The organism is Trichococcus sp. TS_SC_9, assembly GCF_056156325.1.
Genome location: NZ_CM149591.1, coordinates 2,708,775 through 2,734,548, shown reverse-complemented (window position 1 = coordinate 2,734,548; position 25,774 = coordinate 2,708,775). Strand labels below are relative to the sequence as shown.

The 25,774-nt window shown below is 47.1% G+C and carries 21 protein-coding genes; 20 read left to right on the top strand and 1 reads right to left on the bottom strand.

The window, feature by feature from the left end; translation table 11 throughout:
- The first annotated feature begins 111 nt into the window (after positions 1-111).
- The 12 genes from AC0J5I_RS13260 to queA all read left to right on the top strand — a co-directional run bounded on the left by AC0J5I_RS13260 (position 112) and on the right by queA (position 14,388).
- On the top strand, positions 112-1,368 hold the full coding sequence (locus AC0J5I_RS13260; RefSeq protein ID WP_475300804.1) for a competence/damage-inducible protein A: 1,257 nt from the start codon (positions 112-114) through the stop codon (positions 1,366-1,368).
- A gap of 105 nt (positions 1,369-1,473) precedes the next feature.
- On the top strand, positions 1,474-2,544 hold the full coding sequence (gene recA, locus AC0J5I_RS13255; protein WP_475300800.1) for a recombinase RecA: 1,071 nt from the start codon (positions 1,474-1,476) through the stop codon (positions 2,542-2,544).
- 241 nt (positions 2,545-2,785) lie between these two features.
- Positions 2,786-4,345: a ribonuclease Y gene (rny, locus tag AC0J5I_RS13250; RefSeq protein ID WP_107995403.1), complete on the top strand. Its 1,560-nt coding sequence runs from the start codon at positions 2,786-2,788 to the stop codon at positions 4,343-4,345.
- A gap of 142 nt (positions 4,346-4,487) precedes the next feature.
- Complete coding sequence (locus AC0J5I_RS13245; protein WP_107995402.1) at positions 4,488-5,294, top strand: TIGR00282 family metallophosphoesterase; 807 nt, start codon at positions 4,488-4,490, stop codon at positions 5,292-5,294.
- A complete protein-coding gene (locus tag AC0J5I_RS13240; protein ID WP_475300793.1) occupies positions 5,291-5,665 on the top strand; it encodes a YlbF family regulator in 375 nt (124 codons plus the stop codon). The genes AC0J5I_RS13245 and AC0J5I_RS13240 overlap by 4 nt, the downstream gene beginning before the upstream one ends.
- Before the next feature lie 33 nt (positions 5,666-5,698).
- A complete protein-coding gene (mutS, locus tag AC0J5I_RS13235; RefSeq protein ID WP_475300789.1) occupies positions 5,699-8,290 on the top strand; it encodes a DNA mismatch repair protein MutS in 2,592 nt (863 codons plus the stop codon).
- A gap of 9 nt (positions 8,291-8,299) precedes the next feature.
- Entirely contained in the window at positions 8,300-10,330 is a 2,031-nt protein-coding gene (mutL, locus tag AC0J5I_RS13230) for a DNA mismatch repair endonuclease MutL (protein WP_475300785.1), read from the top strand.
- A gap of 74 nt (positions 10,331-10,404) precedes the next feature.
- Entirely contained in the window at positions 10,405-11,010 is a 606-nt protein-coding gene (locus AC0J5I_RS13225; RefSeq protein WP_107995398.1) for a DUF937 domain-containing protein, read from the top strand.
- Between the two features lie 107 nt (positions 11,011-11,117).
- Entirely contained in the window at positions 11,118-11,543 is a 426-nt protein-coding gene (gene msrB / locus AC0J5I_RS13220) for a peptide-methionine (R)-S-oxide reductase MsrB (RefSeq protein ID WP_475305724.1), read from the top strand.
- A 169-nt stretch (positions 11,544-11,712) separates the two neighbouring features.
- On the top strand, positions 11,713-12,324 hold the full coding sequence (ruvA, locus tag AC0J5I_RS13215) for a Holliday junction branch migration protein RuvA (protein ID WP_107995396.1): 612 nt from the start codon (positions 11,713-11,715) through the stop codon (positions 12,322-12,324).
- Positions 12,325-12,329: 5 nt separating this feature from the next.
- Complete coding sequence (gene ruvB / locus AC0J5I_RS13210) at positions 12,330-13,343, top strand: Holliday junction branch migration DNA helicase RuvB (protein ID WP_475300777.1); 1,014 nt, start codon at positions 12,330-12,332, stop codon at positions 13,341-13,343.
- A gap of 16 nt (positions 13,344-13,359) precedes the next feature.
- Positions 13,360-14,388 (top strand): tRNA preQ1(34) S-adenosylmethionine ribosyltransferase-isomerase QueA, encoded by a 1,029-nt coding sequence (gene queA, locus AC0J5I_RS13205; RefSeq protein ID WP_107995394.1) that lies wholly within the window; start codon positions 13,360-13,362, stop codon positions 14,386-14,388.
- Between the two features lie 75 nt (positions 14,389-14,463).
- Here the strand turns inward: queA and AC0J5I_RS13200 are convergent, their stop codons facing one another.
- A complete protein-coding gene (locus tag AC0J5I_RS13200) occupies positions 14,464-14,643 on the bottom strand; it encodes a YjzD family protein (protein WP_068560596.1) in 180 nt (59 codons plus the stop codon).
- A gap of 143 nt (positions 14,644-14,786) precedes the next feature.
- Here AC0J5I_RS13200 and dnaE point away from each other — a divergent pair, with 143 nt between their 5' ends.
- The 8 genes from dnaE to AC0J5I_RS13160 all read left to right on the top strand — a co-directional run bounded on the left by dnaE (position 14,787) and on the right by AC0J5I_RS13160 (position 25,723).
- A complete protein-coding gene (gene dnaE, locus AC0J5I_RS13195) occupies positions 14,787-18,125 on the top strand; it encodes a DNA polymerase III subunit alpha (protein WP_475300770.1) in 3,339 nt (1,112 codons plus the stop codon).
- A 322-nt stretch (positions 18,126-18,447) separates the two neighbouring features.
- Entirely contained in the window at positions 18,448-19,410 is a 963-nt protein-coding gene (gene pfkA, locus AC0J5I_RS13190; protein WP_107995392.1) for a 6-phosphofructokinase, read from the top strand.
- A gap of 51 nt (positions 19,411-19,461) precedes the next feature.
- Positions 19,462-21,219 (top strand): pyruvate kinase, encoded by a 1,758-nt coding sequence (gene pyk / locus AC0J5I_RS13185; RefSeq protein WP_107995391.1) that lies wholly within the window; start codon positions 19,462-19,464, stop codon positions 21,217-21,219.
- A 181-nt stretch (positions 21,220-21,400) separates the two neighbouring features.
- Complete coding sequence (locus AC0J5I_RS13180) at positions 21,401-22,267, top strand: CvfB family protein (RefSeq protein WP_475300765.1); 867 nt, start codon at positions 21,401-21,403, stop codon at positions 22,265-22,267.
- 33 nt (positions 22,268-22,300) lie between these two features.
- Positions 22,301-22,756: a ferric iron uptake transcriptional regulator gene (fur, locus tag AC0J5I_RS13175; RefSeq protein ID WP_107995389.1), complete on the top strand. Its 456-nt coding sequence runs from the start codon at positions 22,301-22,303 to the stop codon at positions 22,754-22,756.
- A gap of 28 nt (positions 22,757-22,784) precedes the next feature.
- Entirely contained in the window at positions 22,785-23,675 is an 891-nt protein-coding gene (xerD, locus tag AC0J5I_RS13170) for a site-specific tyrosine recombinase XerD (protein WP_086985160.1), read from the top strand.
- A gap of 45 nt (positions 23,676-23,720) precedes the next feature.
- Positions 23,721-24,890: a phosphopentomutase gene (gene deoB, locus AC0J5I_RS13165; RefSeq protein WP_107995388.1), complete on the top strand. Its 1,170-nt coding sequence runs from the start codon at positions 23,721-23,723 to the stop codon at positions 24,888-24,890.
- Between the two features lie 14 nt (positions 24,891-24,904).
- Positions 24,905-25,723 (top strand): purine-nucleoside phosphorylase, encoded by an 819-nt coding sequence (locus AC0J5I_RS13160; protein WP_107995387.1) that lies wholly within the window; start codon positions 24,905-24,907, stop codon positions 25,721-25,723.
- Positions 25,724-25,774: the final 51 nt, after the last annotated feature.

The window sequence follows — 25,774 nt, the reverse complement described above, 5'->3', positions numbered from 1 at the left end:
TCGAACAAAAGGAAACGCGATTCTTTTGTGCCCTTCTTTTTCTTTATCTTTTTTATGCAATTGGAGTTTTTGTTTTATTTGAGCGAATACTATGAATGTGAGGGATTAAATATGAATGCAGAAATCATTTCAGTCGGCACGGAATTGTTGATGGGGCAAATAGTGAATTCGGATGCGGCATTCATCGCCAAGGAACTGACAGGTTTGGGCATAGACTCGTATTTCCAGACGGTTGTCGGCGATAATCCGGGGAAAATAAAAGAAGTGATCAAAATAGCTGAATCACGAAGCGACTTGTTGATTTTCACAGGAGGGCTCGGACCCACCCGAGATGACTTGACCAAACAAACCGTGGCGGATCACCTCGAGGAAGAACTCGCCATGGATGAAGCGGGTTTGGCGCATATCCGGCAATGGTTCGAACGTTCGGGAAGGAACATGACGGAAAACAATGAGCTTCAAGCTTTAGTGTTCGGGAGCGGTATTGTCTTCCCGAATCCGATCGGGCAAGCGCTGGGCACCTATACTGAAAAGGATGGGAAAGGTTATTTGCTGCTGCCGGGCCCGCCAAGAGAACTTGAGCAGATGTTCCTGCAATTTGTGAAGCCGTTCCTTTCCAGCAAGTATGAAGATCAGCAAGTCATCTCATCGCAGACGCTCCGCTTTTTCGGAATCGGCGAATCTACCTTGACTACGCTGCTGGATGAGCTGATCCGCAATCAGACCAACCCAACGGTAGCCCCGTATGCCGGGAAATACGAAGTGACTTTGAGACTCACCGCAAACGCTGCAACAGAGGCGATCTGCGAACAGCTATTGGATCAAAAAAAAGCGGAAATATTGGCGCTTGTCGGGGAATATCATTACGGCGACGGTGACGAATCCAGCCTTGCCGAAGTGGTGGGGAAGAAATTATTGGAGGGCAAACAATCAATCAGTGCGGCTGAGAGCTTGACCGGAGGGCTTTTTCAAGCCGAACTCGTCAAGGTTCCCGGCATAAGCGAGGTCTTCGCGGGCGGCATCGTTTCTTACCAAGAAAACGCTAAACAAAAGGTCCTTGGCGTTCCGGAACACATTCTCGAGACATACGGGATGGTCAGCGCGGAATGCGCGATGGCGATGGCGGAACGTGCGCGCGAGCTGTTTGATACTCAGTTGGCCATTTCTTTCACGGGCGTTGCCGGGCCTGATCAACTGGAGAACAAGCCAGCCGGGACGGTATGGATTGCCTTAAGCCAAAAAAATGGACCGACAGCCGTCCAAGGCTTCCGATTCTCCCGTGATCGCCTCGGAAACAGGGAACAGGCAGTGATGCAGGGATTTGATATGATTCGGCGGAATTTGTCGGATTCTGGTTTTGAACAATAAAAAAACGAACATCTGTTCACTTTATTCTTGCTTTTTTGTCCGGAACAGGATAGTATTACGTTGTGGTGTTAATGCATGCAAATGAAAGCTTGGAGGAAATAATAGATGGCTAATTTAAATGAAAATAGACAAAAAGCCTTGGATGAGGCTCTGAAAAAGATAGAAAGAAATTTTGGTAAAGGTTCCGTTATGAAGCTTGGCGAAAAAGTGGACACACAAATATCCACTGTACCGAGTGGTTCGTTGGCTCTGGATGTTGCGTTGGGCGTAGGCGGCTATCCGAGAGGACGTATCATCGAAGTGTACGGTCCTGAATCTTCAGGTAAAACAACCGTTGCGCTCCATGCGATTGCTGAAGTGCAAAAGAAAGGCGGCGTTGCTGCCTTCATCGATGCTGAGCATGCTTTGGATCCAAAATATGCTGCAGCTTTGGGTGTGGATATCGATGAATTGTTGCTTTCCCAACCGGATACAGGCGAGCAAGGGCTGGAAATCGCTGACGCTTTGGTTTCATCCGGTGCCGTCGATATTGTGGTCATCGACTCGGTTGCTGCCTTGGTTCCGCGTGCTGAAATAGAAGGCGAAATGGGAGACTCTCACATGGGTCTGCAAGCGCGTCTGATGTCTCAAGCTTTACGGAAACTGTCCGGATCGATCAACAAAACAAAAACGATCGCAATCTTCATCAACCAAGTCCGTGAGAAAATCGGTATCATGTTCGGAAATCCGGAAACGACGCCAGGAGGAAGAGCGCTTAAATTTTACGCTACTATCCGTCTGGAAGTCAGAAGAGCTGAACAGATCAAGAGCGGAACAGAGATTATGGGTAACCGCACAAAAATCAAAGTGGTCAAAAATAAAGTTGCACCCCCATTCAGGACAGCTGAAGTGGACATCATGTACGGGGAAGGCATTTCCCAAGTCGGCGAAATCATCGATATGGCTTCAGAGAAGGATATCGTCAACAAGAGTGGCGCTTGGTATGCCTACAAAGGGGAACGCATCGGCCAAGGCCGCGAAAATGCAAAAAAATTCCTGACTGAGCATCCAGAGATGAGAGCTGAAATCGAGAAGCTTGTCCGTGATGAATATGGCATAGGCGATAAAAAAGTGGTAGAGGCAAAAATAAAAAGTAAAGACGAGCCGGTTGAATCGGTCGATCTGTTGGACGAGTAAACAATTTTTTTCAAGAGGCCGGGACCAAAATCCGGGCCTCTTTCTTTTTTCAAAATCGGAAAAAAGGGCAATATCGAAACAGGTTTAAATGTATTTTGGTTATGTTACCGTTTTATCGTTGACATGTCAGTATTCTACGTTTAGAATGAATTTATGTGTATCTCTTCATTCTGCACATTGTAAAACTAATTTTTATTCATTTTTTTTGACAACAAAATTAAATAGATACGGAGGTGAAACTATGGATATATGGACTTTAGCCTTCGCTATCATAGCTTTAATTTTTGGTGTCGTTGTCGGATATTTATATCGAAAATCGAATCACGAAAAAGAAATAGCTGGTGCCAAAAATACCGCTTCCCTAATTCTTGAAGATGCTCGTAAAGAAGCAGAAACAACAAAAAGAGAAGCTATGTTAGAGGCGAAGGATGAGAACCACAAATACCGCTCGGAAATAGAAGATGAATTGCGCGAACGACGCGGTGAGGTTCAAAAACAAGAAAATCGATTGATCCAAAGAGAAGAAAATTTGGATAGAAAAGATACCAGTCTTTCGAAACGTGAGCAATCTATCGAGTCAAAAGAGGATAATCTTGTCAAAAGACAAAACGCTTTAGTTTCTGAGGAAAATCGCATTCAAGCATTGGTGGAAGAGCAACAACATGAACTGGAAAGAATCGCTACCTTATCCCGTGAAGATGCAAGAAACATCATCATGAAGGAAACGGAAAATCAACTTTCGCATGAAATTGCGGTCATGATCAGAGAATCCGACCAAAAAGCGAAAGATGAAGCAGATCGTAATGCGAAAAACATTATCCTGCAGGCGATTCAAAGAAGTGCAGCCGATCTGGTTTCGGAAGCAACCGTTTCAGTTGTTACATTGCCTAACGATGACATGAAAGGCCGTATCATTGGCCGCGAAGGAAGAAACATTCGGACTTTGGAGACATTGACAGGTATTGACCTGATCATCGATGATACGCCAGAAGCTGTCGTGTTAAGTGGATTTGATCCTATCCGAAGAGAAATTGCGAAAATGGCTTTGGAGAAATTAATTCAAGATGGACGTATCCATCCTGCAAGAATTGAGGAAGCAGTTGAGAAAGCCCGTAAGGATATGGATGAACGCATAAGAGAAATCGGCGAACAAGCAACTTTTGAAGTTGGCATCCATTCTTTGCATCCTGATCTGATTAAAATTTTGGGACGTCTGCATTTCCGCACTAGTTATGGACAAAATGTCCTGAACCACAGCATCGAAGTCGCAAAACTTTGCGGCGTAATGGCTGGGGAACTAGGCGAAGACATCAATCTGGCCAAACGTGCAGGTCTGCTGCATGACATCGGAAAAGCTCTCGATCATGAAATAGAGGGTTCACACGTTGAAATCGGCGCAGAAATCGCCCAGAAATACAAAGAAAATCCGGTTGTCATCAATGCAATTGCTTCACATCATGGTGATGTTGAAGCAAACTCAATCATATCAGTATTGGTCGCATCTGCTGACGCTTTATCTGCTGCTCGTCCGGGCGCAAGAAGTGAATCTCTGGAAAACTACATTCGTCGTTTGGAGAAACTGGAAGGAATTGCGAACAGTTTTGAAGGCGTAGCAAGCAGTTTTGCTATCCAAGCAGGAAGAGAGATCCGCGTCATGGTCAAGCCAGACCAACTTGACGATTCTCAAGCTATTCGTGTAGCTCGTGAGATTAGAAAGAAAATCGAAGAAGAACTAGATTATCCGGGACACATCAAGGTTACGGTTATACGCGAAACAAGAGTAATTGAATATGCCAAATAATGAAATACCAAACGGGACATGCTTTTGTCCCGTTTTTTGCTTTTTATGGATATCCCAGTTGATGGGCAAGGGTGCACCGGCTTATCTAAACAGATAAAATATGTTACTATAAAAAGACTAGAATTTAGAGAAGAGGCTGAAGATGAAAGTATTATTTATTGGGGATGTCGTAGGTTCAATCGGCAGACAGATGCTGCAGGATACACTCCCACAACTGAAGAAACATTACCGTCCGCAAGTGACTATCGTGAACGGGGAGAATGCGGCTGGCGGCAGAGGCATAACGGAAAAAATTTACAAAGAATTTTTGCAGACCGGTGTTGATGTCATCACCATGGGGAACCATACGTGGGATAACCGTGACATATTCGAATTCATCGGAACAGCCAATAAAATGATCCGTCCGGCTAATTTCCCGGAAGGGACTCCCGGCATCGGCTTTACGATCATAAAAGTGAACCAACTGAAATTGGCTGTGGTGAACCTGCACGGACGTGTCTTCATGAACAGTCTGGATGACCCTTTCCGCAAAGCGGATGAAATCCTGGAGCAGGTACGGAAAGAAACGAATTGCATCTTTGTCGATTTTCATGCCGAAACGACCAGCGAAAAACAAGCGATGGGCTGGTATTTGGATGGGCGCGTTTCTGCTGTGGTCGGTACGCATACGCATGTGCAGACAAATGATGCGCGTATCTTGCCGGACGGGACAGGCTATTTGACGGATGCCGGAATGACCGGGGCTTACGACAGCATTTTAGGCGTCGAAAAAGAAATCATCATCCAGAAATTTCTGACGCAAATGCCGATTCGGCATGAAGTGCCCGAAAAAGGCAGGAAATTGCTTTCCGGGTGCTATATTGAAATCAATGATCAGACCGGTAAGTGCGTAAAAATCGAGAACATCGTAATTAATGAAGATCGCCCATTTGGAGGGGAATTCTATTGACCCATGAACTGCCTATCGAAGGCCCGGCAGAAGCAGAATTGAACAGCCTGATCGAAATTCTGAAAAAAAATGAAGTGATCGTCCACTATCAAGAGGCCGAAGAAAACACAAAAGACAATCGGGCGCTGGAACAATTGGTTGAAACCATCAAAAGCAAGCAGAAAGAAGCCGCGGCTTTTGAACATTATGCTAAGCCGGCAGCGGCAGAAAAAACAGCCACTGAATTAGCGGAGCTGAACAAGCAATTGAAGGACAGCATAGCTGTCCAACAATACCGCGAAGCTTTATGGGATGCCAACGAACTATTGGAAAATGTCATCAGCATCATCCAACGCGGCATCGATGACGCTATCGAAAAAGATGAAGCATGAGGATTGAAGAGATATATTAATTGAGGTGAAAGAATGCCACAGAAGACTAAAAACACGCCCATGATGGAGCAATACTTATCCATAAAAGAACAGTATCCGGATGCGTTTTTGTTCTACCGCTTGGGCGATTTCTATGAATTGTTCCATGATGATGCCATGAAGGCCGCAAAATTACTGGAAATCACGCTGACAAGCCGCAACAAAAATGCCGATGAACCCATTCCCATGTGCGGGGTTCCTTATCATGCGGCGGCGGAATACATCCGCAGACTCGTGGAAATGGGGTACAAAGTCGCCGTTTGCGAACAGATGGAAGATGCCAAACTGACAAAAGGCATGGTACGGCGGGAAGTCGTGCGGGTCATTACGCCCGGGACATTCCTGAATGAGAACGGCAGCGAAAGCAAGACGAATAATTACTTGGCCAGCGTCATCAAAAACGAAGCAGGCGGTTATGGGCTGGGATATGTCGATATCGGAACGGGGGAACTGAAAGTCACCCTTCTGACCAATGAAGACGCCGTATTCAATGAGCTCCAGACATTGCCGTTCAAAGAGATCGTCATGGACACAAAAACAGCCGAAGAGCTTGAAGAGAAGTTGGAAAAACACTTCGGTATCCTGGTTTCCATCCAGGCGAAGCTGATTCCGGAAACGGACTTCCACGATCTGGTTGCGGAATTGCCGCAACAGTCGGAAAAAGATGTGCTTGTCCTGTTGTTGAGCTATCTTTCGGATACCCAAAAGCGCAGCCTGTCCCACCTCCAAAAAGCCGTCGCCTATCAAACGGATGCTTTCCTGAAGATGGATACCTATGCGCGGCGCAACCTCGAGCTGGCCGCATCCATCCGGACGCAGCAGAAGAAAGGCAGCCTGTTGTGGACGCTGGATGAAACCAAAACGGCTATGGGCGGACGAATGCTAAAACAATGGCTGGAAAAGCCGTTGATCAACCTGAGCGACATACTCGAAAGACAACGGAAAGTAGAGTCGCTAGTCAATCACTACTTTGAACGAATGGACATCAATGACGCCTTGACATCGGTGTATGATCTGGAACGTTTGGTCGCCCGAGTGTCATTGGGCAATATCAACGGCCGAGATCTGATCCAGCTGAAAACCTCTTTGCAGCAGATTCCAGGATTGGTCCAAGCCATCGCTGCAATCGATGAACCGGATGTTTGGCAGGCTGTCATCGACAAATTGGAAGCTTACCCAGAAGTCATCGAACTGATTGAGCGGGCGATTACGGATAATCCGCCGATCCAGATCACGGAAGGCAATATTATCCGCGACGGCTACCATGAACAATTGGATCGCTACCGCGATGCGATGAACAACGGAAAACTTTGGATAGCGATGCTGCAAAAAGAGGAAAGAGAAAAAACCGGCATCAAAACGCTGAAAATCGGCTACAACCGTATTTTTGGCTATTACATAGAGGTGACGAAGGCGAACCTTGCGGCGCTGCCTGAAGGCACGTATGAGCGCAAACAGACGCTCGCCAATGCAGAACGTTTCGTCACGCCTGCATTGAAGGAGAAAGAAACGCTTATTTTGGAGGCGGAAGAAAAGTCTGTCGAATTGGAGCATGAGCTGTTCGTAGCACTGCGGGAAGAGATAAAAGGATACAGCCGACAGTTGCAGGCACTGGCCAAACTGGTCGCAGAAATCGATGTACTTCAATCGTTCGCCCACGTCAGCGAAGCCTATCATTTTTCCAAGCCGGAATTGAGCAACAGCGACCGGAACCTGTCCATCAAAGAAGGCCGGCATCCGGTTGTGGAACGTGTCATCGGCAAAGATAAATTTGTGCCCAACAGTATTTCCATGGATAAGGACAATCATATCTTGCTCATTACCGGACCGAATATGTCAGGTAAGAGCACTTACATGCGTCAGGTTGCGCTGATTGTCATCCTGGCCCAAATGGGTTGTTTTGTGCCGGCCGAAAAGGCCCATTTGCCTATCTTTGACCAAATATTTACCCGCATAGGTGCGGCGGATGACCTCTATTCCGGGCAGAGCACATTCATGGTCGAAATGGTCGAAACGAACCAAGCGCTTCGATTCGCGACCGATAAGAGTCTGATTTTATTCGACGAAATCGGCAGAGGGACTGCCACGTATGACGGCATGGCCTTGGCGGAAGCGATTCTGCGTTACATCGATCGCACCATCAAAGGCAAAACGCTATTTTCGACGCATTACCATGAATTGACCCAACTCGAAGCCGATTTGGCGGGGACAAAGAATGTTCATGTCGGGGCAATTGAAAAAGACGGAGAATTGGTGTTTCTGCATAAACTGATGCAGGGACCAGCAGACAAAAGTTATGGCCTACATGTAGCCAAGCTGGCTGGTATGCCGAATGAGTTGATTTCAGAGGCGCAAGTCATCCTCAATTCATTGAATGAACAGCACGTGCTGCATTCTGGATCGGACGTGCCTGTTCCGGATGATACGATCGAACAATTGGCGCTGTTCCAAGAGAGCGCGATGCATCCGAACGAGAAGCACATTCTCGATGAATTGTCGGACTTGGCTCTGGAGGATTGCACACCGATGCAAGCCATGCTGATGATAGACAGTTGGAAAAAATTGCTGAAATCGCAAAAAAAGTAGGTGAGAACGATGGCCAAAATCAGGGAGCTTTCCCAAATATTGACAAACCAAATCGCTGCCGGGGAAGTGATTGAACGCCCGGCGTCGGTCGTTAAGGAATTGGTGGAGAATGCGATCGATGCCAACAGTACGCAGATCGATGTTTTCATCGAAGAGGCAGGATTAAAAAAGGTGCAGGTCACCGACAATGGCGACGGCATCGCGGCGGACGAGGTGAAACTTGCCTTTACGCGGCACGCGACCAGCAAAATCTATACGCAGGATGATCTTTTCCGCATCCACTCGCTGGGATTTCGGGGTGAAGCATTGCCCAGTATCGCTTCGGTTGCCAAAGTTTCGATCGAAACGGCTGTCGCCGATCAAAGCGGCACTTACTTGTCCATAAGGGGCGGTGTCATCGGAGAGGAAAGGCCCAACAAATCGCGTAAAGGAACCACGATCATCGTCGAAGACCTGTTCTACAACACGCCAGCCCGTTTGAAATACATCCGGTCCCTCCAGGCTGAGCTGTCGAACATCACAGACATCATGAACCGGATCGCCTTGAGTCATCCGGAAATCGCTTTCCGTTTGCATCATGAGGGGAACCAACTCTTGCATACGGCAGGCAATGGCGATCTGCGCCAGACCATCGCGGGCGTCTATGGGACGATGACGGCCAAGAAGATGAAATTGATCGAGGGCGAAAATCTGGACTTCAAAGTGAAGGGCTACATCAGCTTGCCGGACACGACGCGGGCAAGCCGCAACTACATAACCTTGATACTGAACGGGCGTTTCATAAAAAATTACGCTTTGAATAAAGCCATCATCGATGGCTATGGTTCCAAGTTGATGGTCGGAAGGTATCCGCTCGCTGTCATTGTGATGGATGCGGATTCCCTGCTGTTGGATGTGAACGTCCACCCTTCAAAAAAAGAAGTCAGGATCAGCAAAGAAAAAGAGCTCGGGGAATTGATCCAAAACGCAATCGCTGCTGTTTTGCGGACCGAAGAACGCATCCCGAGCGGCATCGAAAATCTGAAATTCAAACGCCAGAGTCCTGTTGAACCGGTCCGGACCGAGCAATTGAGCGTCTCTTTCCGGTCATTCGATCAAGAGTTCGTGCAAGAAACGGAAACGAAGCTGCCGGCGACAAGTGAAAATGAGGATTTCCGATCTTTGGAGACATCATGGGACAACGCGCCGCTTCAAAATGAAAATGACGAATCCATAAAGTCCTTTACAGATTCTGCAGAATCTGAAACTCGTGAAGAACAGCCACTTTCAAGTGAAGAACAAGAAACTTACGTTGTGCCGTTCAGTGACCAGCCAAAGTTGGACCGCACCGAACCGAGCGCACCTTATCTATTTTCCGAGCCAAAAAATCCGGCTGCCCATGAAGAACCAATCATGAAAACCGTTCAGAAAGTCGAAGCCGAGACGGAGAAGGGACCGGTGAGCAAGCGGCCGTTCCCAGATTTGCACTTTTTTGGCCAGATGCACGGCACTTACCTGTTCGCGCAGAACGAAAATGGCCTTTACATCATCGATCAGCACGCTGCCCAAGAACGCATCAAATATGAATATTACCGCGAGGAGATAGGCAAGGTTTCTACCGACCTCCAAGGTTTGTTGATACCGATCATGTTGGATTATCCGGTGAATGAATTTCATCTGATCCAGGAAAGCCGCGAGGTGTTGGAAGAAATGGGCCTGTTCCTGGAACCGTTCGGCCAAAACAGTTTCATCGTCGAAAAACATCCTGCCTGGTTTACACCGGGTGAGGAGGAAGAAATTTTGAAGGAACTGGTGGAGATGTTTTTGACTGAAGGAGATATCTCCATCAAGAAACTTCGCGAAGCCACTGCCATCATGATGAGCTGCAAGCGCTCGATCAAGGCGAATCATTTCATCAGCGACAATGAAGCACGACAATTATTGATTGATCTTGCAAAAACGGATAACCCATACAATTGTCCGCACGGCCGGCCGGTGCTGATCCAATTCTCCAATCAGGATATGGAGAAGATGTTCAAACGGATTCAGGACCCGCACTAAAAGCGTATCATTTCTTATTTCTGCTTATTTATTGTAAAATCAGGATAGTTAAATAAGAGATAGGAGTGGAAAAAATGGTGCAAATCAATGATATTTCCGAAATGATGGGGGAACTGAACAAAGAAAGTTCGATCCAGGCTCTAGGCAGCAAAACGGGCGTTGATGCAAGCATTTTGCCGAAATTGGCTGTTGTGGCAATTCCCTTGATCCTTCGGGCATTAAGCAAAAACGCAGAGTCAAAATCCGGAAAAGATTCCTTATCAAATGCATTGGAAAAACACAAAGGTCAGACGAAAGACGTATCCTCTATCGAAGATGTTGTCAAGAAAGCCGATACGGATGATGGCGATAAAATATTGGATCATGCCTTTGGGGATAAGGATAAAGTCGTGGATCAGATTGCTGCCCAAACAGGCATCAGCAAATCCGAAGTTTCCAAGGTTTTGGCTTCCATGGCGCCGATGATCCTGGGCATGCTGGCTGACAAAAAGGATGCTGATGGATTGGATTCCGACGGTGTTGCTAAACAGACCGACATCTTCTCCAAACAAGCTGAGGAAGCAGCCACGAAAAATTTCGACATCACCGATCTCTTCCCTAAACAATCCGGAACAACAACGCCAGCTGCAACCGGCGGATTGGGAGGCATTCTGGGAAGCATTTTGGGGAATCTATTCTGATCCAAACCTGTTGAAGTACGTGCGAAGCAGAACAAGACTTTTTTGTTCTGCTTTTTTGTATTTTTTGATATACTGGAGCAATGAAAAGAAAGGGGTCTGATATGACGATGGACAATAAAGAGGATCAATTGAAGCGCTTGACGCCTTTACAATATGAAGTGACCCAGAACGAAGCTACGGAAAGACCTTTTTCCGGCGAATATGATGATTTTTATGAAAAAGGGATCTATGTGGATGTCGTGAGCGGCGAGCCTTTATTCAGTTCTGCCGACAAGTATGATGCCGGCTGCGGTTGGCCTTCTTTTGCAAAACCGATTTCTACTCTGAAGGAGCTGGAAGACCGAAAATTGATGCGCAAACGTACAGAAGTCCGCAGCGCTCAAGCCGATTCCCACCTGGGGCATGTTTTTGAGGATGGCCCTGCAGAATTGGGCGGACTGCGCTATTGCATCAATTCAGCAGCGATGCGCTTTGTTCCTTATAATCAATTGGATGCAGAAGGGTACTCTGAATATAAACAATTATTCGAATAGGCAGCAAAGACACGTCCCATGGCTACCGGTCCTGGGACTTTTTTTAGCTCATACAGACCAAACGAATGTTCCCGCATATAAGATGGCCGAGTGGCTGTCATTTCCGTTCCGTTTTATGTTATGATAGAAAATGAATGACAATCAGGAAATGAAGAGTAGGAGTCAGATGATGTACGAATACATAAAAGGTAAATTAGTCTATGTGGGGCCGCTTTATGTGGTTCTGGAGAACGGTGGCATCGGCTACCAATTGCAGGTGGCGAATCCTTTCCGGTTCTCCGGAAGCCTGAACCAAGAGATAACGTTTTACATCTATCAGGCAGTCCGCGAGGATGCAATCACACTTTTTGGTTTCAAGGATTATACGGAAAAGCAGTTGTACTTGAAACTGATCAGCGTCTCCGGAATCGGACCGAAGAGTGGCTTGTCCATATTGGCGAGCGATGATCATCTGGGGCTGATTCAAGCGATCGAAACGGATAATGTGGGTTATTTGGTGAAATTCCCGGGTGTAGGCAAAAAGACAGCCTCGCAGATCATCTTGGACTTGAAAGGCAAACTCGGCGAATTGCTCCCCGATACGTATTGGATGGAAGAGCATCCGGTCCATGAAACTGCTGGCGCACAGTCGGCTGTGTTGACGGAAGCTTTGGAGGCTTTGGCCGGTTTAGGATATTCGGACCGTGAAGTGAAGAAAATACTGCCGCTGTTGGAAAAAGAAAACTATTCCAGCGCCGAAGAAGTGCTTCGTACGGCATTCAAGCTACTTTTAAAAGGGTGATATAGATGACAGCTGAAAACAGAATCGTTTCCGGGAATACGGAAGACCTAACAGAAGATTTGATCGAAAAAACATTGCGGCCGCAAATGATGGCGCAATACATCGGCCAAGACAAAGTGAAAAATGAACTGAAAGTGTACATCCAGGCCGCGAAAGCGCGTAGTGAAGCCTTGGATCATGTGTTGTTGTACGGGCCGCCCGGGTTGGGTAAAACGACACTGGCGATGGTCATCGCCAATGAATTGGATGTCCGCATCCACAGCACGAGCGGGCCCGCAATCGAACGGCCGGGCGACCTGATGGTATTGCTCAATGAGCTGGAAGCGGGGGATGTCCTCTTCATCGATGAAATCCATCGCTTGCCGCGGATCGTGGAGGAAGTGCTGTACTCTGCCATGGAGGATTATTATGTGGACATCATCATCGGGCAAGGGCCGACAGCCCATCCGGTCCACTTTACCTTGCCGCCGTTCACGCTGGTTGGTGCCACGACCAAAGCCGGCAGTCTTTCGGCTCCCTTGCGTGACCGGTTCGGGATCGTTTCGCGGATGGAATATTACAGCCTCGAGGATCTCCGACAGATCGTCCATCGCTCTTCGGATGTTTTGTCAACGAAAATCGATGAGTCAGGCGCTGTCGAAATCGCCTTGAGATCCAGAGGCACCCCGCGTGTTGCCAACAGGCTGCTCCGCCGTGTGCGCGATTTCGCCCAAGTCTATCTCGACGGCCTGATCACGAAGGAAATCGCCGACAAGGCTTTGTCCATTTTGAGCGTGGACAACAAAGGCCTTGATGACTTGGATCGGCAAATATTGACGACGATGATCCGGTTCTATAACGGCGGCCCCGTCGGTCTTTCGACGATAGCCGCCAACATCGGCGAAGAAATGGAAACGATAGAGGACATGTACGAACCCTATCTGCTCCAATTGGGCTTCCTGCAGCGCACCCCGCGCGGCAGGGTAGCGACCCCTATGGCCTATGACCATTTGGGGATCACGTATGATACAGAAAAATAAGTGAGGTATTTTATCAATGAGGACAAGTGATTTTGATTTTAATTTACCGGAAGAGTTGATTGCGCAGACACCGCTGCTGGATCGTTCGTCATCCCGGCTTCTTGCCCTGGACTCCAAGACTGGAGAAATCACGGACAAACATTTCACCGACATGGTGGAGGAACTTCAAGAAGGCGATGCGCTGGTGCTGAACAATACACGTGTGCTGCCTGCACGACTGCATGGCGTCAAACCGGACACGGGCGGGCATATCGAAGTCCTGCTTTTGAACAATATCCAAGGGGATGAGTGGGAGACCCTCGTCAAACCAGGCAAACGGGTCAAAGTCGGGACAGTCATCTCTTTCGGGGATGGACGCTTGACGGCCGAAGTGACCCAATCGTTGGATCACGGTGGCCGCATTTTGGATTTCAAATATGACGGCGTATTTTTGGAAATACTGGAATCGCTGGGCGAAATGCCGTTGCCGCCATACATCAAGGAGACGCTGGACGATCAGGAACGTTATCAGACGGTTTACGCCAAAGAAGTCGGCTCCGCAGCGGCACCGACAGCAGGGCTCCATTTCACGTCCGAACTGCTTGAGGAAGTAGCCAATAAAGGCGTCAAGATCGTCTATCTGACATTGCATGTGGGCTTGGGGACTTTCCGCCCGGTATCGGTCGATGACATCGCCAGCCACGAAATGCATTCGGAATTCTACCAACTGACGGACGAGGCAGCGCAAACGCTGAATGAGGTCCGTTCCAACGGAGGCAAAATAGTGGCTGTGGGCACGACTTCCGTGCGGACACTGGAAACGATCGGCACGAAATTTGATGGGGAAATCAAGGCGGATAGCGGATGGACCAAAATTTTCATTTCGCCCGGCTATTCATTCAAGGTTGTCCAAGGCATCATCACCAATTTCCATCTGCCGAAATCGACCTTGGTCATGCTGGTCAGTGCTTTTGCCGGCAGAGACAACGTCTTGTCTGCTTACGAGCACGCAGTCAAAGAAAAGTACCGATTCTTCAGTTTCGGCGATGCCATGTTCATCAAATAAATGGAAAAAACCTTCAGGAAATTTATCCCTGAAGGTTTTTTCGTTTTCTCTGCCGTGTCTAAAGCGAACTATCGGTTATTTATGGGAGGCCGTCTTCGGCATCAACGCAGAAACAAGAACTACGATCAGCGCGGTAAAGATACCCGTCATGGTTGCGATCATAAAGTCATAGCTGCCGCCGGATAAGGCGCTGCCCAGATAAACAGATACTTGCCCTAAGATAAATCCCCAAAAAATGATTGCAATATATTTCATGTCGTTTACACCTCTTCTCGAAATTCATTTTATCACTTTTTTTGGAGATGACAAGCATTACTTGCCCAACGACTTTTTCGCTTCTTGGATTAGGACGGGTACGCTATAATGATAGTATTGATTAGAAAAAGGAGGTCTCAGACATGTCTTTTGTGCATTTGCAGGTCATCAGTGCCTATTCTCTTTTGCAGACGACTAGCCGAATAGAGGATTTGGTGCGCAGCGCCAAGGCAAAAGGCTATCAGGCCATCGCATTGACGGACCAAAATGTCCTTTATGGTCAAGTCGACTTCTTCAAACTTTGCAAAAAATATGCTATCCAACCCATTCTGGGAATCCAACTGGATTTGCCCGGAATCATCAGTAAAGATCGCACCTTTCCTTTGGTCCTATTGGCAAAGGATTTTGAAGGCTACAAAAAGTTGATGGCTTTGTCGACGGTCAGGAATCAGGATGTTCCGGATAAGGAATTACTTTCCCTTTTGGAGGATGATTCAAGCCGCATCATCGCGATCACGCCCGGAGAAAAGGGTGAAATCGAAAGTTTTTTGAACGGAAATGATCAGGAAAACGCCAAAGCAGCCAGTTTGGCATGGAAAAAAATCTTCACCCACGGCAATTTTTATTTAGGTGTTCAGCTCCACGAGAAAATGAAACCGATCATTCCGCAATTGAAGCGTTTATCGCAGGCAACAAATATTCCGACTACAGCTATGCATGATGTCAGATACTTGGAACCGAGCGACAATTTTAGTTGTCGTGTCCTGAAGGCGATTGAAGCGAATGAGAAAGTGGATCTGCAATCGGAAGCTTTGGATGGCACGTATTACTTGCCGTCCTGCGAAGAAATCGAAAGGAAGTTTCGGGAAGCTGGCTTGCTGGAATCGGCTGAAACAACCCAGAAAATTGCGGACGAAATTGAAATCGATTTGCCGTTGCATCAGTCGCTGTTGCCGCGTTATCCGCTGCCTGCCGGGACGACACCGCAGGCATACCTCAGAAGGCTGTGTGAAGAAGGGCTGCGTCAGCGGGTCACCACTCCTGAAGCAGAGTATGAAAAACGCTTGGCGTACGAATTGGAAGTCATCCACGAAATGGGTTTTGATGATTACTTCCTTATCGTTTGGGATGTGATGGCGTATGCCCGAAAAGCGAAGATCATGCCGGGAGCCGGTCGGGGATCTGCCGCCGGTTCACTCGTGTCATACGTCCTACGCATCACCCATGTCGATCCCATCAAATACAATCTTTTGTTTGAGCGTTTTTTGAACAAGGAACGCTACAACCTGCCGGATATTGATTTGGATTTCCCGGACAACCGAAGGGACGACATTCTGCATTATGTCAGGGACAAATACGGTTCGGACCATGTCGCCCAGATAGCCACATTTGGGACGCTGGCCGCCAAAATGTCTTTGCGGGATACTGCCAGAGTATTCGGCCTTACTGTAGCGGAGGCGCAAGCCTGGTCGAATGCGATTCCGAATCAATTAGGCATCAGTCTGGCAGAGGCAAAGCAGAAATCAAAAGAATTGCAGAAACTGATCAGTACGAACGATGTGAATCGTCTTTTGTATGAGACTGCCGAAAAAATCGAAGGCGTTCCCCGGCATGTTTCCACTCATGCGGCGGGCGTCGTCATCAGCGACAATCCGTTAAGGGACATCGTGCCGTTGCAGAAGAAAAACAGCGATCTGTATCTGACGCAGTACACGATGGGGAACATCGAAGAAATCGGCCTGCTCAAAATGGACTTCCTGGGGCTGAAAAATCTGACGATACTGAACGATGCGGTGCAGTTGGCCAGCGATGACCACAAAGAGAGCATCAACATTTGGGAAATACCGATGGATGATGATCGGACGCTCGATATATTCCGAAGAGCGGACACGAATGGGGTGTTCCAGTTTGAATCCCCTGGCATTAAAAATGTATTGCGCAAGCTCGGTCCGGAATCGATCGAAGATATTGCCGCCGTCAACGCGCTTTACCGACCGGGTCCGATGGAACAGATAGACCTCTTCATTTCGCGGAAAAAAGGGTTGGCCGAAATCGATTATCTCCATCCCGATCTGAAATCGATCCTTGAGGTAACCTACGGGGTAATGGTCTATCAGGAACAGGTCATGCAGGTGGCTTCCCGGATGGCTGGCTTCAGCCTGGGGGAAGCGGATATCCTCAGAAGAGCGATAGGCAAAAAACAAAAATCGGCCATCGATGAAGAAAGAAAACACTTCATTGAAGGCTCGCTGCAACAAGGCTATTCCAATCAGACGGCCGAGCAAGTCTATGACTATATCGAGCGCTTCGCCAATTACGGTTTCAACCGTTCGCATTCGGTAGCCTATTCTTTCATAGCCTACCAACTTGCCTACATGAAGGCGCACTTTCCGGAAGCATTTTTCGCCGCGTTGCTGAATTCCGTCAACCAGCACTCGGATAAAATGAGGGAGTATTTCATCGAACTGAAAAGGCGCAACATCAGCATTTCCTATCCGGACATCAACACAAGCAACTGGAGGTTTGCGCTGCAACAGCAGACGATCCAATTCGGCTTGGGCGGGATCAAAGGCCTCAGACGCGATTTCATCCAGGAGATCATCAAAGAACGCCAAGGTCACGGGCACTACAAGGATTTCGTTCAATTTTTGAGAAGGATCCATCCGAAGTGGCTGAAGAACGAAAACATCGCACCGCTCATCTATAGCGGAGCGTTCGACAGTTTCGGGCATTCGCGCGCGACGCTGTTGGAGTCGCTGCCGGGTATGCTGAACAGCATCGATTACAGCGGAAACAACGTCGATCTCTTTTCGATACTGGAACCGAAATATGTCGAAACGGAAGAACTTCCCTTGTTGGAACTGCTGGATTTGGAGGAAGCGGCACTGGGCCATTCTTTGAAAGGGCATCCGATCGACCAATTCGGCAAATTGTACAACAATGGTGCAGTTGTGTACGTCACCGAGCTTGTCTACGACAAAAAAATGAGCACGATGGGATTGATCAAAGATATCCGAAGAATCCAGACAAAGAAGGGCGACCCAATGGCATTCGCAAACATGACAGACAGTACCGGCGAAATCAGTGTCACGATTTTCCCCGAGTACTATATCCGGTTCATGAAACTGCTGAAGGCAAACCAGTTGCTTGTTGTTGAAGGCAAGCTGGAGCGATCAAAACAAGCCGAAAAAACGAATTTTTTGGTCACGCACATCTGGGATGCCGAAGCCTATCAGGAAATGATGGGTCAAAAAAAGGAGAATGTCTTCATCCGTTTGACGGCGGAAAACAACACGCCTGAATTGTTCGCGCAAATGTATCGGATACTGAACAATCAAGCGGGGGACCATCCTGTGATCCTTTACAACGAATCCACAAAACAAACGATGCGCTTAACAGCTGAAAACTGGGTGGCGATTTCTCCAGATCTGCTGGAAGCACTACAGGCTATTTTTGGAAATGGAAACATTGCCGTCAAATGAAAGCTAAAAGTTGATATCCGGATACTGTTTTCATAAAAGCAAAAGCTTCCTAGACTTGTTCTGCCGTTTGGTTTGAGCTTCCCCGGAACAATTCCCCCAGAGCGAGGCAGTAGTAATAACAATTTGTCCGAATGTGGCGATATTCCGGACAAGAAGCCATTATTTTTCATTGTTTCCTTTTTAACAATCAAAAAAACGTGAAATTAAAAGACATTTTCATAAAAAGATGATAAGATAGTGAAGGACAAATTCAAAAAATATTTAACACATGATTTTTTTTGGAAATTGAGAGTTTTTAACTTTATTGATGAGGTGAAGTCTAATGAAACGTATTGCAGTATTAACTAGTGGTGGAGATGCACCCGGAATGAATGCAGCCATTCGCGCCGTTGTGCGCAAAGGCATTTATGACGGTTTGGAAGTATATGGTATTAATTATGGTTATGCAGGTATGGTAGCCGGAGATTTCCGTCGTCTGACGATTGATGACGTTGGAGACACAATCAGCCGTGGGGGCACAATTTTATATTCTGCCCGCTATCCGGAGTTCGCAAAAGTCGAAGGACAGCTTAAAGGGATCGAGCAGTTGAAAAAATTCGGCATCGATGGCCTGATCGTAATCGGGGGAGATGGATCCTACCGTGGAGGAGCTGCGCTTACTAAATTAGGCTTCCCGACAATCGGTATCCCAGGAACAATCGATAACGATATTCCAGGAACTGATTACACGCTTGGTTTTGATACTGCGATCAATACAGTATTGGAATCTGTGGACAAAATCAGAGATACGGCAACAAGCCATATCCGTACATTCGTTGTTGAAGTAATGGGCAGAAATGCCGGCGACATCGCTTTATGGACTGGTATCGGCAGTGGCGCGGAATCCATCGTCATTCCCGAAAAAGAATTTACAATGGAAGAAGTAGTTGCTGAAATTCAAGAAGGCAGAGCGCGCGGCAAAAAACATACGATCATCATGTTGGCTGAAGGCGTAATGTCAGGGAATGAATTCGCAGAGAAACTTTCCAAATTCGAAGAATTCCACACACGTGTCACTGTTCTGGGCCACGTGCAACGCGGCGGATCTCCGTCAGCGAAGGACCGCGTATTGGGAAGCATCTTCGGTTACAATGCCGTTAAAATGTTGGAAGAAGGCAAAGGCGGAATCTGTGTAGGCGTCAAGGGCGATGAAGTTGTTTTCAACGACATCATCGACACACTTGAAAACCAAAAACACTTGCCGTTATTGTCGCTTTACCAAATCAACAAAGAAATTTCTTTCTAACGAAAAGTTGACTTACGTTTTACAAAATATAAAATGAGGTGCTTATTTTCTATGAAAAAGACAAAAATTGTATGTACGATCGGGCCTGCCAGTGAATCTGTAGAAACACTTGTTAAATTGATGAATGCCGGTATGAACGTTGCCCGCTTGAACTTCTCACACGGAGACTTTGAAGAGCATGGCGCTCGTATCGTCAACATCCGCGAAGCATCAAAAATCACAGGCAAAATGTGCGCAATCTTATTGGATACAAAAGGTCCGGAAATCCGTACTAACAACATGAGAGACGGCATCGTGTCGTTGATCACCGGCGAAACAGTAAGAATCTCTATGACAGAAGTTGAAGGCACGAAGGATAAATTCTCTATCACTTATCCAGAATTGATCAACGATGTTGTTGTCGGAAACCACATCCTATTGGATGACGGCTTGATTGACCTTGAAGTGACTGAACTTGACAAAGAGAACAATGAAATTGTAACTTTGATCAAAAACTCAGGCATCTTGAAAAACAAAAAAGGCGTTAATCTACCTGGTATCAAAACAAACTTCCCTGGTCTTACACAGAAAGATGCTGACGATATCATCTTCGGTATCGAAAATGACGTCGATTTCATCGCAGCAAGCTTCGTGCGTCGCGCAAGTGATGTATTGGCTATCACGGAAATTTTGGAAAAACATAACGCAACCCACATCCAAATCATCCCTAAAATCGAGAACCAAGAAGGTCTTGATAACATCGATGAAATCTTGAAAGTTTCTCAAGGTTTGATGGTTGCCCGTGGTGACTTAGGAGTAGAAATCCCTACTGAAGAAGTTCCTATCGCACAAAAAATGTTGATCAAAAAATGTAACGCTTTAGGCAAACCAGTCATTACAGCAACTCAAATGCTGGATTCTATGCAACGCAACCCACGTCCTACACGTGCTGAAGCAGGAGACGTTGCCAACGCTATCTTCGACGGAACGGATGCAGTTATGCTATCCGGAGAAACAGCTGCTGGTGATTACCCGGTTGAAGCAGTTACGACAATGGCTACAATCGCTATCCGCACGGAAGAAGCGATCGTTGGACAAGATGCATTTGCTTTGAAAGCATACAGCAACACGGATATGGCTGAAGCAATCGGTCAATCAGTTGGACATACTGCACGCAACCTTAACATTCAAACTATCGTTGCCGCTACCGAGTCTGGACATACAGCGCGCATGATCTCTAAATACCGTCCGAAATCACACATCGTTGCAATCACTTTCTCGGAACGTCAAAGACGTGGATTGGCCCTTTCATGGGGTGTGTATCCGTTCGTTACCGAAAAACCGGATTCAACTGATGAAATGATGGAATTGGCTGCAAAAGTTGCCAAAGAAGAAAACTTCGCTAAAGAAGGCGACTTGATCATCATCACTGCCGGCGTACCAGTAGGCGAACGTGGTACTACCAACTTGATGAAGATTCAATTGATCGGAACAAAATTGACTTCCGGCCAAGGTATCGGCGACAAATCTGTCATCGGTAAAGCTGTTGTGGCTCTTTCAGCTGAAGAAGCAATCGCTAAAGTGACACAGGACTGCATCTTAGTGTTGAAGAACTCTGATAAAGACTACACGCCTGCATTTGAGAAAGCTGCAGCGGTAATCGTTGAAGCTGGCGGCTTGACTAGTCATGCTGCTGTTGTCGGAATCGCAAGCGGCATTCCAGTAATCGTAGGAGCAGAAAATGCGACTACATTAGTGCAAGACAACGAATTGATCACAATCGATTCACGTCGCGGCATCATCTACCGTGGTGCAACAACTACCATCTAAGCTTAACTAAATTAGAGAGCATCTGTGGGTCTGGGACGAGAGTCTCGGACCCATTTGCTTTGCTTAATAACAGAAATATCACAAATATAACAAGCGCATAACAACGACGCTTTGGAAATCATTTTGTGATATGATAAAATGGAAGAAATACAGCGACGGAAAGACCGTCTGGAGGAAAAATATGAGTAAAGTACTGGGTACAATCATTACAGGTGTGATCGTGGACGAGAACGAGAAAAGTGTCTTCGTTCAGAAAGACGGCATCACCTACAGATTGGATAAAGAAGAGTCAGAAACGGAATTGCAATTAGGTGACACTGTCAAAGGATTTGTCTACGAAGGAATGAACAAGCAACTACGCATGACCTTAAAGGAACCGGCTAGCCAAGTAGGACAGTATGGTTGGGGAACAGTTGTAGCTGTCCGGAAAGATTTGGGCGTATTTGTGGACATTGGTCTAGATGACAAAGAAATTGTAGTTTCTTTGGATAATTTGCCCGATATCAAATCGCTATGGCCGAAAAAGGGAGACCGACTTCTGATCGCCCTTGAACAGGACAGCAAAGATCGTCTGTGGGGCATCATCGCCGACGAACCGGTATTCCGTTCCATTTCCCGTACTCCGGGTGAGGAATTGAAAAACAAGGACATTACCGGAACCGTCTTCCGTTTGAAATTAGTGGGAACGTTCATTTTGACGGATGATGATTATATCGGATTCATTCACCCATCCGAGCGGGAGATTGAACCGCGCTTGGGCGAAGTCGTCAGCGGGCGAGTCGTCGGAATCAGTCAACACGGCATGCTGAATCTATCCCTGAAACCGCGGGCGCATGAAGCTATCAGTGAAGATGCAGCCATGATTTTGGTATTGTTGGAGCAGAGTCCCACGCACAGTTTGCCTTATTGGGACAAGAGTGATCCTGAAGCAATCAAAGAATACTTCGGCATCAGCAAAGCGCAGTTCAAAAGAGCGTTGGGCCATTTGTTGAAAGCCAGATTGATCATCCAAGAAGATGGACACACAAAATTAATCAAAAAGGATTAGGTATTCAGCCTGTCCTCAAAGGAGCCGACAGCAGTGACGGAATTGTCATTAAACACCATCAAAAAACAATTGCAAGAGGCAGGATTCAAGCTCACTCCACAACGGGAAGCGACTGTCGGCGTGCTGCTGGAAAAGGAAAAAGAGCATCTCAGTGCGGAGGAAATTTTCCTGCTGTTGCGGCTTAAACATCCTGATATCGGCCTTGCGACGGTCTATCGTACATTGGAAATCTTGACCGAATTGAACATCACGTACAAAGTAGTCTTTGAAGATGGGTTATCTCGATACGATTTAAGAAGAACCAGCAATGAGCATTTCCATCATCATCTTTTGTGCATCGAATGCGGCAACATCGAGGAAATACACGAAGATTTGTTAGGTGAGGTCGAAAAAGATGTCGAATCCCGCTATCAATTCGTGGTAAAAGACCATCGCTTGACTTTTCATGGCATCTGCCGCGAATGCCAACAAAAACTGAGGAATAAATAGCCTCAAAAGGATGAAATGGGTTACCGACATGGAAGAAGAAATCAATGAATATGGGCGTTATTTGAGGATCGAGCGAGGGTTGTCCGATAACACAATCATCAGTTATCTGCGAGACCTCAGAAAATACAGTCAATTTCTGGAAAAGAATGCTATTCATGCATTCGGGGATGCGACCAAACCGGACGTGCTTTTGTATCTTCAATTTTTGAATGAAGAAAAATTAGCGACAGCCTCAATCGGAAGGATGATCACCAGTCTCCGGAGATTCCATCAATACTTGAAGCAAGAAGGATTGATCGAAAATGATCCGATGGTCACCATTCAGCTGCCAAAAAAACAACAAAAGTTGCCGAAAGTGCTTTCGATGGCTGAAATCGAACGCTTGATGGCTGCACCGGATGTCAAAACTGTCCTGGGACTAAGGGATCGCGCCATATTAGAATTGTTGTATGCCACCGGTCTTCGCGTCAGTGAACTCATCCACATCACGATGAGTGAAATCCATCTGGATATCGGGTTCATCCAAACAATCGGTAAAGGCGATAAAGAAAGAATCGTGCCTTTGGGGGAGGAAGCCGCCTTCTGGATTTCGGAATACTTGTCGGACAGTCGGCCAGCTTTGGCGCATGGGAGGAAAGAAACGGCCTTCCTGTTCCTGAATTTCCATGGCAATGGGTTCACCCGCCAAGGGATCTGGAAAAATCTGAAGCAAACCGTGCGGGATGCCGGCATTCAAAAAAATGTATCGCCGCATATGTTGCGCCATTCCTTTGCAACGCATATTCTTGAAAACGGAGCGGATCTGCGGATTGTGCAGGAACTGTTGGGGCATGCTGATATTTCAACAACTCAGATTTATACGCACATCACAACAGAAAGAATGGCAGAAATCTATCAAAAGTATCATCCGCGCGCTTGAAGCGCAACAGCTCAAGTCCGCTGAGGATAAGGGAGGAATAGAATCATGAAATTTAATCGCATCCATTTGATCGTGATGGATTCAGTCGGCATTGGCGAAGCAGCTGATGCAGACAAATTCGGAGATGTCGGCTCGGATACGCTTGGGCATATCGCTGAAGTCGCCGGGCTGAACATTCCTAATCTGGAAAAGTTGGGTTTGGGCAATATCCGCGAATTGAGCGGCGTCAAGCCGGACAGCGCATCCATCGGCTACTACACGAAACTCGAGGAGCAGTCCGTCGGGAAAGATACGATGACAGGCCATTGGGAAATCATGGGGCTGAACATCCAATCGCCATTCCGCGTTTTTCCTGAAGGTTTCCCGCAGGATTTGATTGAAAAAATCGAAAATCATACAGGCCGCAAAATTATCGGAAACAAGCCGGCAAGCGGGACTGAAATCCTGGATGAGTTCGGTGAGCACCAAATGAAGACCGGTGATCTGATCGTCTACACATCGGCGGATCCGGTGCTGCAGATTGCTGCGCACGAAGAGATCATTCCGCTTGAAGAATTGTACGCGATCTGCGAATATGTCAGGGAAATCACTTTGGAGGACCCCTATATGATTGGGCGGATCATCGCCAGACCGTATCTCGGGACTCCGGGCCATTTTACCCGCACAAGCAATCGGCACGATTACGCCTTGGACCCATTCGGGCAAACAACGTTGGATCATCTGAAGGAAGGCGGCTACGCTGTCATCGCAATCGGCAAAATCAATGACATCTATAATGGCCAGGGCATAACGGAATATGTGCGCACTAAGAGCAATATGGACGGTGTCGACCAGTTGTTGACTATCATGGAAAAAGATTTTCGGGGTTTAAGCTTCTTGAACTTGGTCGATTTCGATGCGCTGTTCGGACACCGCCGGGATGTGAAAGGGTATGCTGAGGCAATCGAAGACTTTGATGCGCGCATCCCTGAAATATTGGCTGCTTTAGCGGATGATGATTTGTTGTTGATCACTGCAGATCACGGGAATGATCCAACTTTCCCGGGGACAGATCATACGCGTGAATATGTTCCATTATTGGCCTATTCGAAAAAAATGGCGGGCCGCGGTAAGATGGATCAGGGCAAGTTTGCGGATATCGGCGCAACCGTATCCGATAATTTTCGAGTGGCCGCTACTCAAAACGGCCGCAGCTTTTTGGATGAATTGGACTAGCGAGGTGTGGGAATATGACAAATGATCAAAATAATGTGCGGATAGCTGCCAAATATTTGGAAGAAAAAGGTTTATTGGAACCTGAATTTGGATTGATTTTGGGTTCAGGCTTGGGCGAATTGGCTGATGAGATAACGGACGCGATTGCGATCCCATATGAGGAAATCCCTTACTTCCCTGTATCGACGGTTGAAGGTCACAAAGGCCAACTCGTATACGGGAACCTGAGTGGGAAAAAAGTCATCGCCATGCAAGGCCGCTTTCATTTCTATGAGGGCTACGGGCTCGAAGCGGTTACTTTTCCGATCAGGGTAATGAAGTATCTGGGTATCCATTCCTTGGCGCTGACAAATGCGGCCGGAGGCATCAGTTATGCATTTACACCGGGGGATTTGATGCTGATTACGGATCACATCAATCTGACGGGTCAAAATCCATTGATCGGTCCGAACGATCCTGAGCAGGGGCCACGCTTTACGGATATGAGCCAAGCCTACGATGGCGAATACCAAGAGAAAATAAAACAAGTCGCTTCCGAGATGGGATTGGATCTGAAGGAAGGTGTATATCTTGGACTGACAGGTCCCACTTATGAAACGCCAGCAGAAATCCGTATGTGCCGGGTGCTGGGTGCTGACGCTGTCGGCATGTCCACAGTGCCGGAAGCCATAGTAGCGCGTCATGCGGGTTTGCGCATTTTCGGTGTTTCCTGTATAACTAATTTAGCTTCAGGAATGCAAGCGACCCTAAATCATGAAGAAGTCGTTGAAACGACAACTCGAGTCAAGGAAACATTCAAAGCCTTATTGAAGAATGTATTGGCTACCCTGTAACAAACAGGTCATGAAAACAACTCTCTCGTACAACGTTGCTGCGCAGAGCTG

Bases quoted from the DNA above. Each gene is read 5' to 3' on its own strand.
- AC0J5I_RS13260 (WP_475300804.1), top strand. From the start codon at position 112: ATGAATGCAGAAATCATTTCAGTCGGCACGGAATTGTTGATGGGGCAA.
- recA (WP_475300800.1), top strand. From the start codon at position 1,474: ATGGCTAATTTAAATGAAAATAGACAAAAAGCCTTGGATGAGGCTCTG.
- rny (WP_107995403.1), top strand. From the start codon at position 2,786: ATGGATATATGGACTTTAGCCTTCGCTATCATAGCTTTAATTTTTGGT.
- AC0J5I_RS13245 (WP_107995402.1), top strand. From the start codon at position 4,488: ATGAAAGTATTATTTATTGGGGATGTCGTAGGTTCAATCGGCAGACAG.
- mutS (WP_475300789.1), top strand. From the start codon at position 5,699: ATGCCACAGAAGACTAAAAACACGCCCATGATGGAGCAATACTTATCC.
- mutL (WP_475300785.1), top strand. From the start codon at position 8,300: ATGGCCAAAATCAGGGAGCTTTCCCAAATATTGACAAACCAAATCGCT.
- AC0J5I_RS13225 (WP_107995398.1), top strand. From the start codon at position 10,405: ATGGTGCAAATCAATGATATTTCCGAAATGATGGGGGAACTGAACAAA.
- msrB (WP_475305724.1), top strand. From the start codon at position 11,118: ATGGACAATAAAGAGGATCAATTGAAGCGCTTGACGCCTTTACAATAT.
- ruvA (WP_107995396.1), top strand. From the start codon at position 11,713: ATGTACGAATACATAAAAGGTAAATTAGTCTATGTGGGGCCGCTTTAT.
- ruvB (WP_475300777.1), top strand. From the start codon at position 12,330: ATGACAGCTGAAAACAGAATCGTTTCCGGGAATACGGAAGACCTAACA.
- queA (WP_107995394.1), top strand. From the start codon at position 13,360: ATGAGGACAAGTGATTTTGATTTTAATTTACCGGAAGAGTTGATTGCG.
- AC0J5I_RS13200 (WP_068560596.1), bottom strand. From the start codon at position 14,643: ATGAAATATATTGCAATCATTTTTTGGGGATTTATCTTAGGGCAAGTA.
- dnaE (WP_475300770.1), top strand. From the start codon at position 14,787: ATGTCTTTTGTGCATTTGCAGGTCATCAGTGCCTATTCTCTTTTGCAG.
- pfkA (WP_107995392.1), top strand. From the start codon at position 18,448: ATGAAACGTATTGCAGTATTAACTAGTGGTGGAGATGCACCCGGAATG.
- pyk (WP_107995391.1), top strand. From the start codon at position 19,462: ATGAAAAAGACAAAAATTGTATGTACGATCGGGCCTGCCAGTGAATCT.
- AC0J5I_RS13180 (WP_475300765.1), top strand. From the start codon at position 21,401: ATGAGTAAAGTACTGGGTACAATCATTACAGGTGTGATCGTGGACGAG.
- xerD (WP_086985160.1), top strand. From the start codon at position 22,785: ATGGAAGAAGAAATCAATGAATATGGGCGTTATTTGAGGATCGAGCGA.
- deoB (WP_107995388.1), top strand. From the start codon at position 23,721: ATGAAATTTAATCGCATCCATTTGATCGTGATGGATTCAGTCGGCATT.
- AC0J5I_RS13160 (WP_107995387.1), top strand. From the start codon at position 24,905: ATGACAAATGATCAAAATAATGTGCGGATAGCTGCCAAATATTTGGAA.